General features: G+C 70.3%; 15 protein-coding genes, 1 tRNA gene and 2 pseudogenes. 13 read left to right on the forward strand and 5 right to left on the reverse strand.

Translation table 11 applies throughout. The features are described from left to right. Window positions 1-160 precede the first annotated feature (160 nt). The 6 genes from SNR22_RS19725 to SNR22_RS19750 are packed head-to-tail and all read left to right on the forward strand — an operon-like array spanning window position 161 to window position 5,819. Window positions 161-388 carry a hypothetical protein gene (locus tag SNR22_RS19725; RefSeq protein WP_320068094.1) on the forward strand — a complete coding sequence of 76 codons (228 nt, stop codon included), beginning with the start codon at window positions 161-163 and terminating at the stop codon, window positions 386-388. Then, window positions 379-1,815: an FtsK/SpoIIIE domain-containing protein gene (locus SNR22_RS19730; protein ID WP_320068095.1), complete on the forward strand. Its 1,437-nt coding sequence runs from the start codon at window positions 379-381 to the stop codon at window positions 1,813-1,815. Before SNR22_RS19725 ends, SNR22_RS19730 begins: the two co-directional genes overlap by 10 nt. Then, a complete protein-coding gene (locus tag SNR22_RS19735; RefSeq protein ID WP_320068096.1) occupies window positions 1,812-2,444 on the forward strand; it encodes a DUF2637 domain-containing protein in 633 nt (210 codons plus the stop codon). Before SNR22_RS19730 ends, SNR22_RS19735 begins: the two co-directional genes overlap by 4 nt. Further along, on the forward strand, window positions 2,441-4,234 hold the full coding sequence (locus tag SNR22_RS19740; RefSeq protein WP_320068097.1) for a replication initiator: 1,794 nt from the start codon (window positions 2,441-2,443) through the stop codon (window positions 4,232-4,234). The genes SNR22_RS19735 and SNR22_RS19740 overlap by 4 nt, the downstream gene beginning before the upstream one ends. 20 nt (window positions 4,235-4,254) lie before the next feature. Beyond that, window positions 4,255-4,440: a helix-turn-helix domain-containing protein gene (locus SNR22_RS19745; protein ID WP_320068098.1), complete on the forward strand. Its 186-nt coding sequence runs from the start codon at window positions 4,255-4,257 to the stop codon at window positions 4,438-4,440. After that, a complete protein-coding gene (locus tag SNR22_RS19750; RefSeq protein WP_320068099.1) occupies window positions 4,437-5,819 on the forward strand; it encodes a site-specific integrase in 1,383 nt (460 codons plus the stop codon). Before SNR22_RS19745 ends, SNR22_RS19750 begins: the two co-directional genes overlap by 4 nt. A 225-nt stretch (window positions 5,820-6,044) precedes the next feature. Here SNR22_RS19750 and SNR22_RS19755 read toward each other — a convergent pair. Continuing rightward, window positions 6,045-6,117, reverse strand: a tRNA-Arg gene (locus SNR22_RS19755). A 563-nt stretch (window positions 6,118-6,680) separates the two neighbouring features. Between SNR22_RS19755 and SNR22_RS19765 the strand changes: the two genes are divergently transcribed. Beyond that, on the forward strand, window positions 6,681-7,082 hold the full coding sequence (locus SNR22_RS19765; RefSeq protein ID WP_320068244.1) for a VOC family protein: 402 nt from the start codon (window positions 6,681-6,683) through the stop codon (window positions 7,080-7,082). A gap of 168 nt (window positions 7,083-7,250) precedes the next feature. Here the strand turns inward: SNR22_RS19765 and SNR22_RS19770 are convergent. Continuing rightward, window positions 7,251-8,379 (reverse strand): annotated as a pseudogene (locus SNR22_RS19770) (IS3 family transposase); the annotation flags it as partial. A 55-nt stretch (window positions 8,380-8,434) separates the two neighbouring features. On the opposite strand from SNR22_RS19770, the gene SNR22_RS19775 reads away from it, so the two are divergent. From SNR22_RS19775 to SNR22_RS19790, 4 genes are read left to right on the forward strand one after another with little or no spacing between them, the layout of a single operon-like run. Next, the gene (locus SNR22_RS19775; RefSeq protein WP_320068100.1) at window positions 8,435-8,707 is read left to right on the forward strand and encodes a hypothetical protein; all 273 of its coding nucleotides are present in this window, start codon (window positions 8,435-8,437) and stop codon (window positions 8,705-8,707) included. Then, window positions 8,704-9,378 carry an ABC transporter ATP-binding protein gene (locus tag SNR22_RS19780; protein ID WP_320068101.1) on the forward strand — a complete coding sequence of 225 codons (675 nt, stop codon included), beginning with the start codon at window positions 8,704-8,706 and terminating at the stop codon, window positions 9,376-9,378. The genes SNR22_RS19775 and SNR22_RS19780 overlap by 4 nt, the downstream gene beginning before the upstream one ends. After that, on the forward strand, window positions 9,354-10,091 hold the full coding sequence (locus SNR22_RS19785) for a hypothetical protein (RefSeq protein ID WP_320068102.1): 738 nt from the start codon (window positions 9,354-9,356) through the stop codon (window positions 10,089-10,091). Before SNR22_RS19780 ends, SNR22_RS19785 begins: the two co-directional genes overlap by 25 nt. Further along, window positions 10,088-10,696: a hypothetical protein gene (locus SNR22_RS19790; RefSeq protein WP_320068103.1), complete on the forward strand. Its 609-nt coding sequence runs from the start codon at window positions 10,088-10,090 to the stop codon at window positions 10,694-10,696. Before SNR22_RS19785 ends, SNR22_RS19790 begins: the two co-directional genes overlap by 4 nt. On the opposite strand, the gene ileS is transcribed toward SNR22_RS19790, so the two are convergent. The 3 genes from ileS to SNR22_RS19805 form a co-directional block, all read right to left on the reverse strand. Then, window positions 10,650-13,772, reverse strand: coding sequence for an isoleucine--tRNA ligase (ileS, locus tag SNR22_RS19795; RefSeq protein WP_320068104.1), 3,123 nt, complete (start codon window positions 13,770-13,772; stop codon window positions 10,650-10,652). The two genes, SNR22_RS19790 and ileS, sit on opposite strands and share 47 nt — an antisense overlap. Before the next feature lie 395 nt (window positions 13,773-14,167). Next, entirely contained in the window at window positions 14,168-14,503 is a 336-nt protein-coding gene (locus SNR22_RS19800; RefSeq protein WP_320068105.1) for a YnfA family protein, read from the reverse strand. Between the two features lie 88 nt (window positions 14,504-14,591). Then, on the reverse strand, window positions 14,592-16,112 hold the full coding sequence (locus tag SNR22_RS19805; protein ID WP_320068106.1) for a glycosyltransferase family 2 protein: 1,521 nt from the start codon (window positions 16,110-16,112) through the stop codon (window positions 14,592-14,594). Window positions 16,113-16,262: 150 nt separating this feature from the next. Between SNR22_RS19805 and SNR22_RS19810 the strand changes: the two are divergent. After that, a pseudogene (locus tag SNR22_RS19810) lies at window positions 16,263-16,572 on the forward strand (SDR family oxidoreductase); the annotation flags it as partial. A 63-nt stretch (window positions 16,573-16,635) separates the two neighbouring features. After that, window positions 16,636-17,085, forward strand: coding sequence for an ATP-binding protein (locus SNR22_RS19815; protein ID WP_320068107.1), 450 nt, complete (start codon window positions 16,636-16,638; stop codon window positions 17,083-17,085). Window positions 17,086-17,163: the final 78 nt, after the last annotated feature.

The raw sequence follows: 17,163 nt of genomic DNA on the forward strand, positions 1-17,163 counted from the left end.
GTCGTTGTGCGCGCGGGGCGGGTCGTTTCCCCGCCAAGAGTCCCGACCCGCCCCGCGCTCTCCCCATCCCTCACCTGATGAAGGAGGGCGTGATGCCCACCGTAGCTACCCCTACCCCCATCACCTCGGACGGCTGCTGCTTGTCGGGGCGGTGGTCCTGATGACCCGTACCCGTCTGGTCGGCCTTCGGCACGCCTACCGGGAGGTGGAAGCCGCCCTACGGTCGGCGCTGCGGCTGCCGCCGGCTGCGGCCCGGGTGTGCGCAATCCTTTGCCCGCACTGCTTCCGGTGGGTCAAGCCCCGCCGCTTCGACCTGCAACGGATGTCCTGCCGCTCGTGCGTCTCGACTCTGGCCCGCCCTGACCGGGGCGGTGACCTGTGCCTCTGATCAACGTCATCCCCGGGGACAAGATCCCGGTGGCGCCGATGAACATGCGCCTACCGGCGTGGCGGGTTCCTGGCTGGTTGCTGGTGTTCTGGTGGCTGGCCCGGGGCCTGCTCCGGATCACCGTCCTCGCGGTCCGGTACTGGTGGCTCACCGCCCCGGCCGCGCTCACCCTGTGGGTGCGGGCAGAGTTCGGGGGCCTGGTCCTGGCAGGCGTCGTCTCAACGGTGGTAGTCGGCTGCGCCGGGTGGTGGCGGTGGCATCCGACGTCGTGGCTGCGGTTCGGCTGGTATCCGTTCGTCAGCCGGGTCCGCGCCCTGGTCGTCTACCGGCGGCGGTGGGCGGCGGTGATGGCCACCTGTGGGCTGGCGACGGCGTTCGCCGGTGACCGGTACGTGCCGCAACTGCTGCGGGTGCGCTGCGACCGCCACGGCGACGAGCTGACGGTACGGATGTTGCCGGGGCAGATTCCGGAGGACTGGGGGCAGGCCGCGGAACGCCTCGCCTACGCCTTCCGCCTGCGCACCGGGCAAGCCCGGTCCACGGCCCGCCCGGATCGGGTGGTGATCCGGTTTCTACGCCGTGACCCCCTGGCCGGCACGGTGGCACCCATGCCGGTGGCCGAGGTGCCGGACCTCGACGGGTTGACGCTCGGGGTGTGTGAGGACGGGCAGCCTTACCGGCTGCGGCTGACCGGCTCGCATGTGCTCATCGCGGGGGCGACGGGGTCGGGCAAGGGCTCGGTCCTGTGGTCACTGATCCGCTCCCTGGCCGGCGGTATCCGCTCCGGGTTGGTGGAGGTGTGGGCGTTCGACCCGAAGGGCGGGATGGAGTTGGCGGCCGGGGTGCCGCTGTTCGCCCGGTTCTCCTACGACGACCCCGACAGCATGGCCGGCGTCCTAGAGGAAGCCGTCAAACGCATGCGCCTGCGGGCGGCGCGGCTGCGCGGGGTCACCCGTCAGCACACGCCGACGCCGGATGAGCCGCTGATCGTCCTGGTAGTCGATGAGCTGGCGGCGTTGACGGCGTACATCACGGATCGGAAGGTCCGCGACCGGATCAAGGAATCTCTCGGCCTGTTGCTGTCGCAGGGGCGGGCGGTCGGTGTGCACGTGATCGCCGCGTTGCAGGACCCGCGGAAGGACGTGTTGCCGTTCCGGGACCTGTTCCCCACCCGCATCGGCCTTCGCCTGACCGAAGCGGAGCAGGTGGATTTGGTTCTCGGCGACGGCGCACGCGACCGGGGCGCCCTGTGCGACCGGATCTCCGAATCCGCCCCCGGGATCGGGTTCGTCGTCCTCGACGGCGTCCGCGAACCCGTCCGCGTGCGGTTCGCCTACCTCACCGACGACGACATCCGCCACCTTGGCCGCGACTACCGCCGGCTCAGCGACACCGACACCGACGACGGGCAGGAGGTGACCCGATGAAGACAGACACCGAACGGGTGGAGGGCGTGGTCCTGGTGCTCATCGTCCTCACCGTCGGCGGACTGGCCGGGGCGGCGTCGTTCACCCACGTCCACGACTGGACCATGAACAACTCCCCGACCGGTACCGGAGACTGGTTCGGCTGGGCCAACGCCGCGATCTCCGAACTCCTCCCCCTGGCCGCGCTGCTCACCATCCGCAGACGCCGCCGCACCGGCGGTTCCGTTGGCTACCCGCTGTTCCTGCTCGTCTGCGCCGTCGCCCTGTCCCTGGCCGCGCAACTCGCCGTCGCGAAGCCAAGCCTGTCCGGCTGGCTGCTGTCGGCCGTGCCCGCGCTGGCGTTCCTCGGCCTGTCCAAGCTCGCCTTCTCCACCACCCCCGCCACCCCGACCCCGGCGCCCCTCGACCAGCCGGCCGATGCCGGCGGCTGGGGTGACGTCCCGCCCGGCTACGACCCGAGCGAGGATCACCGGCCCGTCACCGTCGACGCCGTCGATGAGGACCAGTCGGCCAACGTCACGCCCATCCGCCCCGGGGTGGCAGTGCAGCGGCCGGGGCTGGTGCCCGTGTCGGCGGCGGCGTTCGCACCCCGCAACGGCGCGCTGTACGGGCCGGAGAGTGACCGATGAACCAACTGCCACTCATCCCCACCACACCGGCGGTGGCGGCGATAGAACAGCCTCGGCCGGGGTCGCGGGCGGACCGGATGCGCCGGCCGCTGGCCAAGGACGCGCTCAAGCAACTCGCCGAACAGAACGGCGTCTGCGTCCGCCCCCTCGCCCTGCGCCGCACCGACACCGCCACCGGTCTCACCGAAGTCGTGGAAGTGCCCTGCGGGGCGACCCTGGCGGCGAAGTGCAAGCCGTGCGCGGAGCGGGGCCGGCGGCTACGCATCCAGCAGATCCGGGAGGGCTGGCACCTCGCCGACGAACCCGCCGTGCGCCCCGATCAACCCGGTGAAGACGTCCTCGCCCTCGTCCGCGTCCGCGCGCACCTGGAATTCGAACGCGAAGCCGTCCAATACCAGCCCATGACCCCCGACGAGCGGGCCGGCCACCTGACGGAGATCGACGCTGCGATAGCGGACCTGGACGAAGCTCTCGGCGAAACCAGCCTGCGCGGGCACCTGACCCCGAAAGAACGCGAGGAACGACCCCGCCGTAAGCGGTCGACCCGGCGACGGCAGGACTCCCCCGACCTACCCCGCCTGCCCGTCGACCCGCGCACCGTCGGCCGCGCCTACTCCGACAAGGCCGGCAAGGCCTACCGGCCGTCGATGCTCATCACGCTGACGCTGGGCTCGCACGGGCCGGTGCACTCCCACCTGCGGCGCGGCGCCTACACCGCCCCGTGCGAGTGCGGACAACGACACGGCCCGTACGACGACGTCCTCAGCACCCCCGTCGACCCCACCAGCTACGACTACCGGCGCGCCGCCCTCGACTCGATCCACTTCGCCCGGGTCCTCGACCGGTGGTGGCAGAACGTCCGCCGCGCCGCCGGCTGGAACGTCCAGTACGCCGGAGCGGTCGAGCTACAACGCCGCCTCGCCCCACACGCGCACTTCGCCATCCGGGGCACCCTGCCCCGGCGGCTCCTCAAACAGATCGCCGCCGCCACCTACCACCAAGTGTGGTGGCCACGCTTCGACGAACTCGCCTACCCGGTCGACAAGCCGCCGGTCTGGGACGTCGACCAACAGGCATACGTCAACCCGAAAACCCGCGACCCGTTGCCCACCTGGGGTGAAGCCCTCAACGCCCTGGAAGAACCCGACAGCCGCCCCGCCTACGTCGCCCGCCTCGGCCGCATCGACGCACGCGGCATCGACCAGGGCACCCGGGATGCCGAACGGTCCATCCGGTACGTGACGAAGTACGTCACGAAGGACCTGACCGACCAGGCCAAGCCCCGCAGCGACCCGCAGAAGGCGCACTTCGACCGGCTGCACGCGGAACTGTCGATCCTGCCGTGCTCGCCGACGTGCGCGAACTGGCTGCTCTACGGCGTCCAGCCCGACGGGGTCAAGGCCGGCTTGACCCCCGGACGGTGCACCGGGAAGGTCCACCAACGCTCCACCCTCGGCTTCACCGGCCGGCGTGTGCTGGTCTCCCGGCAGTGGTCCGGCAAAACCCTCGCCGACCACCGCGCCGACAACCGGTCCTGGATCCGCGCCATCCTCGCCGGCGGCATGGCCGACACCGACGAACACGACCAGGCCGCCGACGAAGCGGACGGGCCGAAGCGGTACCGATTCGAACTCGCCCGACCCGAAGACCCCGACGTGCCGCCCCTGGAGCACCGGCTCCTGCGATCGATATCCGCCCGCATCCGCTGGCGCGCTGACCTCGACACCGCCCGGATACGAACAGCCGCCGCCGTTTCGGCAACCGCTGCTGTCCTCACCCCTGCTGCTTGATCCGAAGGAAAGAACCCCTCATGGAAAGTGAGCTGTTGACCGTTCCCGAAGTCCTCGCCGCGCTCAACGGCGTATCGCGGCGAACCTTTTACCGCTGGCGCGAGCTGGGCATCGCCCCCGACTGCATCAAGCTGCCCAACGGTGAGCTGCGCATCGAGCGGCGCGACCTGAGGTCGTGGCTGGAACAGCACCGGGAGGCGGCGTGAAGTCGCGGGAGGTGCGGATCCGGGGCATTCAGGTCAACGCCCTGGCGGGCCGCAAGAAGTCGTACACCGTGCGTTGGGTGGTGGGGACGGGGCCGAAATCCCGGACGTTCGGCACCCGCGCGCTGGCGGACAATTTCCGCTCCGACCTGATGCAGGCGGCGAACCGGGGTGAGGCGTTCGACGGTGATTCCGGGATGCCTGAGTCGATGGTGGCGCCGGTGGAGTCCGTGAGCTGGCTCGACTTCGTCCGCCGGTATGTCGACATGAAGTGGCCGGGCGCGGCGGCCAAGTCGCGGGAGAGCACGACGGATGCGCTGGCGACCGCGACGGCCGTACTGGTGCGGGACCTGGCCGGGCGGCCGGATTCGGCGTTGCTGCGGCGGGCGTTGCGGGAGTGGGAGTTTCCGCCCGCGTCTCGGCAACTCGACCGGCCGGCGGAAGTCGCTGCCGCGCTGCGGTGGCTCGGCAAGGCGTCCCTGCCGTTGTCGGCGTTGGCGGAAGCCGCGGTGGTGCGGCCGGCGCTGGACACCTTGGGGCTGACCCTGGCCGGGCGGCCGGCGGCGGCGTCGACGACCAGGCGGCGACGCTCGGTCTTCTACAACGTCCTTCAGTACGCCGTCGAGCTGGAGCTGTTGGAGTTCAACCCGGTCGACAAGCTGCGGGTGCGGTCGTCTCGGCGGAAGGTGTCCGGGGAGGTGGACCGCCGGGTCGTGGTGAACATTCGCCAGGCGCGCGAGCTGCTGACCGGGGTGTCGTACGTCGGCCGGCGCGGGAAGAACGGGCGGCGCGGTGAGCGCCTGGTCGCCTTCTACGCCTGCCTCTACTTCGCGGCGCTGCGGCCGAGTGAGGCGCTGGGCCTGCGGGAGCGGGACTGCCATCTTCCGGTGACCGGATGGGGGCTGCTGACGGTGGAGAAGTCACGGCCGGCGGCGGGGAAGCGCTACACCGACAGTGGTGAGGTGCACGACGACCGAGGGTTGAAGCACCGGGGCGACACGGAAGCGCGGGAAGTGCCGATCCCGCCGGAGCTGGTGACGATCCTGCGGGCGCACGTCGACCGGTTCGGTGCCGGCGTCGACGGGCGGCTGTTTCGCAGTGACCGGGGCAACGTGGTGGCGTCGTCGACGTACTCCCGGGTCTGGGAGGAGGCGCGGACGCTGAGCCTGACCCCGGACCGGGCGGCGTCTCCCCTGGCCGGGCGGCCCTACGACCTGCGGCACGCCGGGGTGTCGCTCTGGCTCAACGCCGGGCTGCCGGCACCCGAGGTCGCGCAGCGGGCCGGGCACTCGGTCGACGTGCTGCTCAAGGTGTACGCGAAGTGCCTCGACGGCGACCGCAGCCGGATGAACGAACGCATCGAGGCAACGCTCAGCCGATGATGATCACCTGTGGGATGCGAGGGGCCGTGGCGACGCTGCGGCCCCTCCGCGTTGCAGCGGTCCTGAGCTGGGAAAACGGGGCTGCTCGAACGTCCAAGATCATTGCACGTATTTTGCACGGACGGCGACAAACGGCGGCTTCGGGTGGCGTCCGGCTGCACAAGTCGGCTCATCGATGCGGAAGCGTTTCCGCTGCTCAGATGGTGTTTTTGCTGATCTTCGAGGTGCCCCCGGCAGGATTCGAACCTGCGACACACGGTTTAGGAAACCGATGCTCTATCCCCTGAGCTACGAGGGCGCGAGGGCCTAGTCTAGCGACCTGGGGGTTCACCTGGGGCGGCAGGGAGTGGCCCACGTTCACCCACGTTCCCGGCACCCCCGTTCGCCCAGCCCAGGACCGCACCCGGAGCACACGAACCCGGTTTGCGGCCGGCGATCGGCCGCAGTGACCCGCGTTGGCACCGGTTGACCCCGGTTGGCATCCGCTGGAGCGCACACACCGCGCACATCATCGATGATCATAAAGCTCTTCCCGAGCTCAAAAATGGTAACGAATAAGGCCATGATCCCAAGGGCTTCAGCGTGGTCAAACGCCGAGCACCCTCGGCTGGCTCATGCACCACCGCCGACTCGTACACGACTACGAAACCCGACCCGACAACTTCGTCAGCATGATCATCCTTGCCATGATCGGCAACCTCGCCACACACCTCACCACCGAAACCACCCCGACCTGGCGATACGACCAAACCCATATAACCGGCAAATTACGTGGACCAGACGTCCTCTGAGGACTTAACAAGAGGCATGGAGGAGAATGTCGGCACGAGGCCTACGAACGACGACACGATGGAGGACGGGATGATCGCCGAGGTGGCGGTACGAATCGCGAGGCCGTGCACAGACCTGGCGGCCGCGGAGCGGTTCTACGTCCATGGACTCGGCCTCGACCTGCTCTACCGAATCGCTGCCGACGGCCCCGGCGAGCATGACCTGCTGATCATCGGTCGGCGCGACGCGAACTGGCACCTGGAACTCGTGGGCAATGCCGACCCCACCGTGAAACCGGCACCCACCAGTGAGGACCTGCTCGTGCTCTACCTGGGCGGGCCGGTCGACGACGCCCTCACGGCGCGGCTCACCGAGTCGGGCGGCCGGGTGGTCTCCCAAGGGCCGTACTGGGACCGCTGGGGCGTCACCATCGAGGACCCGGACGGCTACCGCCTGGTCCTGTCCACCCGCGCCTGGTCCAACCGCAGTTGACCGGCGACTTTCCGCCGCCATCCCGGGGCCTCCATCCAGCACATGGAGCCGGCGTCGGTCAGGCTCCCGTTAGGACGTGCACGAACATGACCGCGACTCGCCGTTGTTGCGGTAGGCGTACGGCTGGTCCTGGGATCGACGCCGTGCGGGTCTGCTGCACCGATAGGTGTACTCGATTGGGGTCAACCGGGCCAGGGATCGCTGTCGTCGGCGGCGGTGGTAGGTCCGTTCGATCCAGGTCACGATCGCGGTCCTGAGCTGCTGCCGGGTCGTCCAGGTCCAGAGGTCAAGGACGTTGTTCTGCAGCAGGCCGAAGAACGATTCCATGGCGGCGTTGTCGCCGGCGGCGCCGACTCTTCCCATCGACCCGATCAGGTGATGCTGGTGCAGGGCGTGGACAAATTCCCGGCTGCGAAATTGCGACCCGCGGTCGGTGTGCAGCACGCAGCCGGTCACCCGGCCGCGTCGGGCTACGGCGTTGTGCAGCGCGTTGACGGCCAGCCGGGACTTCATCCGTGAGCCGATGGAGTAGCCGACGATCCGGTTCGACCACACGTCCTTGATTGCGCACAGATAGAGCTTGCCCTCGCCGGTGCGGTGTTCGGCATATCGGCTAGCCACAAGCGGTTCGGGCCGTCGGCGGTGAAGTCTCGCTTGACGAGGTCGTCGTGAACCGGTGGACCGACCTTGCCACCCTTGCCCCGCTTCTTGCGCTTGCCGAACGCGCTCCACCAGCCGTTGCTGGAGCAGATCTTCCAGGCGGTGCGATCGGCCATCGGCTGACCGGCAGCGCAGGCCTCATCGACCAGGAACCGGTAGCCGAACTCCGGGTCATCGCGGCGGGCCTCGACCAGGGCGTTCACGCGGTAAGCGGCGACGAGTTCGGCGTCGCCGACGGGCCGGGCGAGCCACCGGTAGTAGGGCTGACGAGCGATGTTCAATACCCGGCACGCCACCGCGACGGGGATTCCGCCGGCGGCCAGCTCGCTCACGAGCGGGTAGAGCCTTTTCCCGGCAGGTTCGCCTGCGACAGATACGCCGCAGCCCGACGCAGGACCTCGTTCTCCTGCTCCAGCAACCGGATCCGTTTGCGGGCCTCGCGCAGCTCGGCTGACTCGCCGCCGCTGACACCCGGTTTGACTCCGGCGTCAACGTCAGCCTGGCGCAGCCACTTGAACAACGTCATCGGGTGGACTCCGAAGTCCTTCGCGATCTGCTCGACCGTCACTCCCGCCTCGCGGTCACGAGCGACACGCACGACGTCATCACGGAGCTCTCGGGGGTAAGGCTTGGGCACAGCGACACCCTTCCAGCCCACCCACAGGGCAAGCCATCTCAGATGTCACCCATCGGTGCAGCAGACCCAGTACGGCCCCACCTGGATCGTCACGAGCGACCGGGAACACAGCAATCCCGCCTGGCTCGCCGGGCTCGACCGCACCCGTCGGATCATCATGCGCGACTACATCCACCCCAATCACCTGATCAAGCTGCCCGACGGCGACGTTCCCCTGTTCGGTCCCCGCGCCGGCGAGGCTGGTGACGATGTCGGCGGCTACCGCCCGCACGTCCCGCTCGAACTGCGCAAGCGCGTCACCTGGCTTGAGCGGCACCTGTCGTCGTGACGGCGCTCCTCGAACTCGACGACGTCGGATACCGCTACCCGCACCGCAAGAACGAGCGCGGCGACGTCCTGCGCGGCGTCTCGCTGACCGTGGCGGCCGGCGAGGCGGTCGGCATCGTGGGCAGCAACGGCTCCGGGAAGAGCACCCTGCTCAAGGTCCTCGCGACGCTGCTGCGTCCAACCCGGGGCCGGGTGCTCTTCCGGGGCGTGCCCGTCGCGCGGAGCCTGCGGGCGTACCGGGCCGGCCTCAACTACTGCGCGGGCGCCCCGCAGGGCTTCTATCCGCGGTTGACGGCCGAGGAGAACCTGCGGTTCTCCTCCGGCATGAAGGGCAGGATGCTGTCCCGTGGGGAGATCGCCGCACTGCTCGACAGGGTGGGCCTCACCGAGAGCGGCGACGTCACCTACGCCCGCTTCTCCCTGGGGATGCGGCAGCGGCTACACCTCGCCGCGGTCCTGTTCGAGCCCGCGACGGTCTGGATCCTCGACGAACCCACCAACGGCCTGGACAGTGACGGCATGGCGCTGCTGCAGGGCCTGCTCGGTGAGGCGGGCGGCCGGGTCGCCCGGGTGGTGGTGAGCCACGACGCCGACTTCCTCTCCCGGGTGGTCGACCGCACGCTGCACCTCAGGGACGGGAAAGTGATGTGTTCAAGTTCGCGCTCTTCCTGATCCGGGTTCAGTGGATCGACCGGCTCGCCACGTCCTCGTTCCTGATCGGGATCACCATTCAGACCGCCCTGCTGGCTCTGGCGCTGTACCAGACCGCGCAGACGCCGGCCGAGGCGCTCGTGCTCGCCGCCCGTGCGGCGCTGATGACCTGCACGGCCATCGTGTTGCTGTCGGCGATGTCGAGCGTGCAGAACGAGTTCCGGTACGGCACCATCGAGAAGGTGGTGCTCGGCGCCGTGCCGATTTCCACCCTCCTGCTCATCCGCTCCGCCGCCTCCGCGGTCGTCTCGTCGCCGGCGATCGTTGTGCCGTTCCTGGCGGCGTACGCCCGCTTTCCGGGGCTCGTCGGGCCGCGCAGCCTGCTGGTCATCCTGATGGCCTACGTGTCGCTGATGGCCGTCTGCTACCAGTCGACGTTGGTGCTGTGCCAGTTCAAGGCGCCCATCGGGGTGGTGGCGTGGCTACGGCTCGGGCTGCTGTTCATCGGGCTCTCCGTGCTGCCCTTCGCCGGCTCCGAGCTGGTGTCGCTGGTCCTGCCCACCGGCTGGATCCTCCGGTTCGTCGCGGCCACCGGCCCGCAGGCCGCCGCCGTGGCCTTCGCCGGCTTCCTGGCGGTCACGGCCGCGTGGACCGGCCTCCTCTGGAAGGCGCTGAGCGGTCGGATGATGAGCCGGATCGAGGAGAGCCTGACAGATGGAGCAGAGACTCGGTGAACAGGTGGATGTTGGCTACCCTCGTCCTGCGTAACCGGGTCCGTCAGGAGGGGCTGACGGAGTATCTGCTGCGGATCGGTCCGCTCAGCATACTCAACGTCCTGCTGCTCGCCGCCATGTTCACGACCGCGAAGGGCACCTCCCTGGACGTCGGCCTGTTGGCGGCCCAGTACGTCTACTTCGTCCCTCTGCTGGCGCTGAGCGCGGCCGTCGGCACCTGGGAGGAGGAGCTCTTCGCCGGGCTCGGCGAGCGTTACCTCCTGCGGCCGTCCTGGTTGTGGCGGACCCGCTTCGTCACCGCGACCGTCGAGTGTGTCGTGCCGGCCGTCTTCTTCGTCGTCCTGATCGCGCTGTCGTCCGGCGCCGATCGCTGGGCGCAGTGCCAGAGCACCGGCGCGGCCGTGGTACAGAGCGGGGCGAGGAGGCCAACCGGTGCCAGGGCGCCATCGGCACCGAGCTCTACCTCGCCCAGAACTGGTGAGCGCCGCCGCCGGGGCGGTGACCTGACGCGTCGGTGGTACCCCCGGCCCGCCCAAGGCGGGCCGGGGGTCGGCCGGGTCAGGCCCTACGCAGCCAGAAGGTCAGGCCCAGCGCTTCGTCGGTGAACGCCTCGGCGTCGGCCCACGCCGGCTCACCGTCGGCGCAGTCGACCGCCAGCACCTCCTCCGCGACCAGATCGCGGTGCTCGGCGAGGGCCAGCACCGTCTCTTCCCGGGTCGCCACATAGCGCAGCGCGATCCGGTCGGTGACGTCGAGGCCGCTGGACTTGCGGGCCTCCTGAACCTGCCGGATCACGTCCCGGGCCACCCCGGCCCGACGCAACTCGGGCGTCAGGTGCAGATCCAACGCCAGGGTGGCGCCGGCGTCGCTGGCCACCGCCCACCCCTCACGCGGGGTGTCGACGATGACCACCTCGTCCGGGCCGAGAGTGACCGGTTCGCCGTCCACCTCCACCGTCGCCGTTCCCGACTCCCGCAGGGAGTCCCGCAGGACGGCCGCGTCGGCCGCCGCGATCGACCGGGCCACCTGCTGCACGGCCTTGCCGAACCGCTTGCCCAGGGTACGGAAGTTGGCCTTCGCCGTGGTGTCCACCAGGGATCCCCCGGCCGCGCCCACGGCGGTGACCGAGCCGACGTTCAGCTCGGCGGCGATCTCCCCCAGCAGGTCCGCGTCGAGCTCCGCGAAGCCCTGCGCCGAGGCCAGGGCGCGCGACAGCGGCTGGCGGACCTTCATCCCCGAGTCGGCACGGGCGGCGCGGCCCAGCTCGACCAGGCGACGGACCAGGCCCATCTGCCGCGACAGGGCCGGATCGATCAGCGCCTCGTCCGCCACCGGGTACGCCGCCAGGTGCACCGAGGCCGCCGCGTCCGGGGCGACCGGCACGACCAGGTCCTGCCAGACCCGCTCGGTGATGAACGGGGTGATCGGCGCCAGCAGCAGCGTGACGGTGCGCAGCGCCTCGTGCAGGGTCGCCAGCGCCGCCGGGTCGCCGCGCCAGAACCGCCGCCGGCTGCGCCGGACGTACCAGTTGGACATGTCGTCGATGAAGGTGGCCAGCAGCCGACCGACCTGCTGGGTGTCGAAGGCCGCCATCGCGGCGTCGACCTGCTGGACCAGGGCGTTCAGCTCGGAGAGCAGCCAGCGGTCCAGCACCGTCCGGTCCGCCGGGGCCGGGTCGGCCGCCGACGGGGACCAGCCGGCGGTTGTGCCGTAAAGGGTCTGGAAGGAGACCGTGTTCCAGTAGGTCAGCAGGATCTTGCGGACCACCTCCTGCAGGGCGGTGTGCCCGACCCGCCGCGCCGACCAGGGCGAGCCGACGGCGACCATGAACCAGCGCACCGCGTCCGCGCCGTGCCGGTCCATCAGCGGGATCGGCTCCAGGATGTTGCCCAGGTGCTTGGACATCTTCCGGCCGTCCTCGGCCAGGATGTGACCGAGGCAGACCACGTTCTCGTACGGCGACCGGTCGAACACCAGCGTGCCGATCGCCATCAGGGTGTAGAACCACCCACGGGTCTGGTCGATGGCCTCGGAGATGAACTGCGCCGGGTACCGCTTCTCGAAGAGCTCGACGTTCTGGTACGGATAGCCGAACTGCGCGAACGGCATGGCACCCGAGTCGTACCAGCCGTCGATCACCTCGGGGACCCGCCGGGCCGTCTCCCCGCAGTGGCAGGTGAACGTGACGTCGTCGATGAACGGCCGGTGCGGGTCGAGCCCGGTCACGTCCGAGCCGGTCAGCTCACTGAGCTCGGCCAGCGAGCCGACGCAGGTCAGGTGCTCGTTCGCGCACCGCCAGATCGGCAGCGGGGTGCCCCAGTAGCGTCGCCGCGACAGCGCCCAGTCGACGTTGTTGTTCAGCCAGTCGCCGTACCGGCCGTGCTTGATGGTGGCCGGATGCCAGTTGGTGCGCTCGTTCTCACGCAGCAGCGCGTCGCGCACCTCGGTCGTCCGGACGTACCAGGAGGGCTGGGCGTAGTAGATCAGCGCGGTGTGGCAGCGCCAGCAGTGCGGGTAGCTGTGCTCGTACGGGGTGTTGCGGAAGAGCAGCCCCCGGGCGGTCAGGTCGTCGATCAGCGGTCGGTCCGCGTCCTTGAAGAAGAGGCCGCCGACGAGGGGAAGATCGGGCTCGAAGCGGCCGTTCGGCAGCACCGGGTTCACCATCGGCAGTCCGTACGCCCGGCAGTTGACCAGGTCGTCCGCGCCGAACGCCGGGGCCTGGTGGACCAGGCCGGAGCCGCTGTCGGTGGTCACGTACGACGCCAGGATGACGATGTGCGCGTCGGGGATGTCGAGCAGGTCGAACGGTGCCCGGTAGCCCCACCGCTCCAGCTCATCGCCCTTGAACGACTCCCCGGTGAGGTCCCAGCCGTCGCCGAGCGCCTGGGCCAGCAGCGGCTCGGCGACGACCAACTGCTCGTTGCCGTCGGTGGCCACCACGTACGTCACGTCGGGGTGCACGGCGACCGCGACGTTCGACACCAGGGTCCAGGGGGTGGTGGTCCAGACCAACAACGACGCCCGCCCGGCCAGCGGACCCGAGGTGAGCGGGAAGCGGACGTACACCGACGGGTCGACGACCGTCTCGTACCCCTGGGCGAGCTCGTGGTCGGAGAGCCCGGTCTCGTCCCGGGGGCACCACGGCGCGACCCGGAAGTCCTCGACCAGCAGGCCCTTGTCGAAGATCTGCTTCAGCGACCACCAGACCGACTCGATGTACTCCGGGTCCATCGTCCGGTAGGCGTCGTCCATGTCGACCCAGTAGCCCATCCGGGTCGTCAGCTCGGCGAAGGCGTCGGTGTGCCGGGTGACCGACTCGCGGCAACGGGCGTTGAACTCGGCGACACCGAACTTCTCGATGTCCTGCTTGCCGGCGAAGCCCAGCTCCTTCTCGACGGCGAGCTCGACCGGCAACCCGTGGCAGTCCCAGCCCGCCTTGCGGGCCACGTGGAAGCCCTTCATCGTCTTGTAGCGTGGGAAGACGTCCTTGAAGGCCCGCGCCTCGATGTGGTGGGTGCCCGGCATGCCGTTGGCGGTGGGCGGACCCTCGTAGAAGATCCACTCCGGGCGGCCGTCGGACTGTTCGAGGCTGCGCGCGAAGATGCTGTTGGCCTGCCAGAAGTGCAGGATCTCGTGTTCGAGGCCGGGCAGGTCGATCTGGGTCGGTACGTTGCGGTACATCGTTCCTCCGTCGGGCGTCGTGCCAATGCTCCGGCAGAGGGACGAGACCTCTCGGCCCCGCGGTACCACCCTCCTTGGCCGCGCGTGCGGCCCTCTCGTTTGGTTGCGGTCGGTTCTACTCGGCCTCGCGGCCTTTCCTCCGACGGCTCCGGGGTGATCTTCCCGTCGCGCAACACCCCCGGGCTTCCACCGACCCCGGGTCGCTCCTGGCTGCGTGCGACGGTACTCGTCCCCATCTGCGCCTTGCGCCCCCAATTCTAGCCCACGGGCCGAGGCGCCAGGCCCGCCGGCCGCCACCCGCCACGGCGGTCGGGCCCGGCCGTCCGGAGCTGGTCAGGGCCGACCGCCGGACGCATTGCCGCCGACAGTGCCACCGCGACCGCCGGGTGCCCGGGTCAGGCGCCGCGTGGGGCGTACATGATGACGGCGACGCCGACCAGGCAGATGGCCGCGCCGGCCAGGTCCCACCGGTCGGGGCGGAAGCCGTCGACGAGCATGCCCCAGGCGAGCGAGCCGGCGACGAACACCCCGCCGTAGGCGGCCAGGATGCGGCCGAAGTTCGGGTCGGGCTGGAAGGTCGCCACGAAGCCGTAGGCGCCCAGCGCGAGGACGCCCCCGGCGACCCACCAGAGGCCGCGGTGTTCGCGCCAGCCCTGCCACACCAACCAGGCACCGCCGATCTCGGCGAGCGCGGCGAGTACGAAGAGCAGCAGGGAACGGAGGACGGTCACCTGGCGGACCGTACCCTGGCCGTCTCGTCGCCCCCGTGCACCGCGACCGGCGGTGCGCGGGGCGACCCCGTCGGGACCGGGCCGGCGGTCAGCGACCGAGCAGGCGCTTCAGGGCCCGGCGGAGACGGGTACGCGCCCCTGCCCTCGGAAGCACCAGGGTCGGGGCCGCGCCGTCGGCGGCGCACCAGAAGCTCAGGGTCAGCCGGGCGTCCTCGGTCCAGCCGTTCTCGGTGAGCCGCGCCTTCAGGATCCAGGTGCCCTCGGTCCGACCCGAGTTGAGGGTGGCGACGTCGAGCCGGGCGGTGGCGCGGTGCACGAAATGCACCCGCCCCGGCCCGGCCGCGGCGACCGGCTTCTCCTCGACGTGCTGGTCGACCGGCAGGAAGAACTCCTCCCCGCCGTCCTTGCGGCGGACGATGACGTCGAGCCGCGTCTTGGACCGGCTGTCGGTGACGTCGAGCAGGTCGGGGTCGACGCCGTCGACGGGCAGCACGAGCCGGTGCCGTCCGTCACGGACGGCGAGGGTGACCGGCTGGTCGCCGGACTCCAGGTGGGCGGTGACGGTCAGGGTGAGGACCGATCCGGTCAGCAGGTGCTCGCCCACCCGCGCCCGGACCCGGACCCCCGCCTCCCACTCGGCGAGCCCACGCAACTCGGCCAGCCGGTCCTGTGCGGTGAGGGACGCGATCGCCCGGTTCAACGGCGGCAGCCCGGCCGCCACGCCCGGCGCGAAGCGCTCCCGGATCACCTTCCCGCACTCCAGCGCCACCTGGGCGACCCAGTCCTCCGGGGCCTGCAACAGCCGATTCCCCCGCAGCCGGCTGATCATCTCGTTGCGCAGCCAGCGCCGGTGCAGCCGGTCGCGCAGCGGGCCCGGCTCGGTGTGCGCGTCGACGATGTCCAGCACCTCGCGGAGGTTGGCGTAGTAGCCGGCCGGGTCCAGTTTCCTGGCGGTCAGATTCCCGGCGTCCCCACGTCGAAGGTGGTGATAGCAGACGTAGTCGGCCAGGACGCAGGTGCGCCGGGACAGCAACAGCGCCCGGGTCACCATGGCGTGGTCCTCCAGCCGGCGGGGGCCCTCCGGGAACCGGAGCTCGTGCTCATCGAGGAAGGACCGGCGGAACAGCTTGTGCGCGGTCAGGCTGTCGATCAGCGGCGAGTTGGCCAGGGTCGCGTCGGCGCGGTCCCGGCGGAACAGTTCGCGCGGCACCGAGCGGCCGTGTCCGGCCATCTTGCCGACCACGATGTCGGCGTCGTGGGCGGCAGCGCGGGCGTAGAGACGTTCCAGCGCCTCGTCGCCGAACCAGTCGTCGTCATCGGCGAAGAAGACGTACTCGCCCCGGGCGGCGGCGACGCCGACGTTGCGCGGCCGGGACGGCCAGCCGGAGTTGTCGATGTGCAGCACGCGGATGTGCGGATGCGCGGCGGCCAGCTCGTCCAGCCGGGCGGGCGTCGAATCGGTCGAGCCGTCGTCGACGAACACCGCCTCGAACTCGGCCGGCGGCAGTGACTGGCACAGCAGCGAGGTGATCAGCTTCTCCACATGCGGACCGGGGTTGTAGGCCGGCACCACCACGCTGACTTTCGGAACAATCGGGCTGTCGGTCAACGTCGTCCTCCCCGTCGGAACGAGAACCGTTGGAACACGGCGCTCATCATGGACTTCCGAAGACACCTCGTGTTGTCCCTCGGATGTCGAAGCCGTTACGCAAAACGCCCGGAGTCGGATATCGGTCAGATGCGCCCCGACCAAGTGCCGTACCAGCCCTCCCCCGACCTGCTGGACTACGCCACCACCAAGGTGGGCATCGTCAACTTCACCAAGGGATTGGCGCAGAACCTGGCCGATCGGGGCATCCGGGTCAACTGTGTGGCGCCGGTCCGATCTGGACCCCGCTGATCCCGGCCACCATGCCCGAGGAGAAGATCGAGTCGTTCGGCGCCGACACGCCGCTGGGACGGGCCGGCCAGCCGAGCTGGCCCCGGCGTACGTCTTCTTTGCCTCCCAGGAGTCCAGCTACGTCACCGGCGAGGTACTCGGGGTGACCGGCGGCAGACCGCTGGCGTGATTGCCGAGCGGATCTCGACGGAGGGGTCGTGTGAGCGGCGAGCGCCGGGGGTAAAGCGAGATCATGGGATCGTTGCGAACCTCGGCGCCACCGCCCCACGCCACCGAACTGCAGCGCTGGGCGCTGGCCAGCGGTGCGGAGTTGCGCGGCCTCCGCGCGGCCCTGCACGAGGCGCTCACCGGGCTCGCCCTCGCCGAGGGCGAGGAACTCGACGGCATCCCCGAGCGGGTCGTGCTGGTCGCCACCGAGCTGGCCACCAACGCCCTGATGCACGGGCTGCCGCCGACCACGGTGCGGCTGCTCCGCGACGACGACGTGTTCATCCTCGACGTCACCGACCACGACCTCGATACCGTGCCCGAGTTGGCCGACGCCCGTCCGCTGGACGCTGGAGGCCGCGGCCTCCAGCTCGCCCGGGCCTTCTCCCTGAATGTCGGCTGGTACGCCACGAACGGCACGAAGCACATCTGGGCGTCCTTCCCGCGCGGGGAGGGCCAGGAAGGCCAGCGGTGAGCGAACCGGCCGCGCTGCGGAGGGCTGCCGGACGGGCCTGCGTCCGGTCCTGACCGGGCACGGCCGACGGGACCAGAG

Origin of the sequence: Micromonospora sp. RTGN7 (genome assembly GCF_033804645.1) — a bacterium.
In the GTDB taxonomy this organism is placed as follows: domain Bacteria; phylum Actinomycetota; class Actinomycetes; order Mycobacteriales; family Micromonosporaceae; genus Micromonospora.

Bases quoted from the DNA above. Each gene is read 5' to 3' on its own strand.
- SNR22_RS19740 (WP_320068097.1), top strand. From the start codon at position 2,441: ATGAACCAACTGCCACTCATCCCCACCACACCGGCGGTGGCGGCGATA.
- SNR22_RS19725 (WP_320068094.1), top strand. From the start codon at position 161: ATGACCCGTACCCGTCTGGTCGGCCTTCGGCACGCCTACCGGGAGGTG.
- SNR22_RS19815 (WP_320068107.1), top strand. From the start codon at position 16,636: ATGGGATCGTTGCGAACCTCGGCGCCACCGCCCCACGCCACCGAACTG.
- SNR22_RS19765 (WP_320068244.1), top strand. From the start codon at position 6,681: ATGATCGCCGAGGTGGCGGTACGAATCGCGAGGCCGTGCACAGACCTG.
- SNR22_RS19735 (WP_320068096.1), top strand. From the start codon at position 1,812: ATGAAGACAGACACCGAACGGGTGGAGGGCGTGGTCCTGGTGCTCATC.
- SNR22_RS19745 (WP_320068098.1), top strand. From the start codon at position 4,255: ATGGAAAGTGAGCTGTTGACCGTTCCCGAAGTCCTCGCCGCGCTCAAC.
- ileS (WP_320068104.1), bottom strand. From the start codon at position 13,772: ATGTACCGCAACGTACCGACCCAGATCGACCTGCCCGGCCTCGAACAC.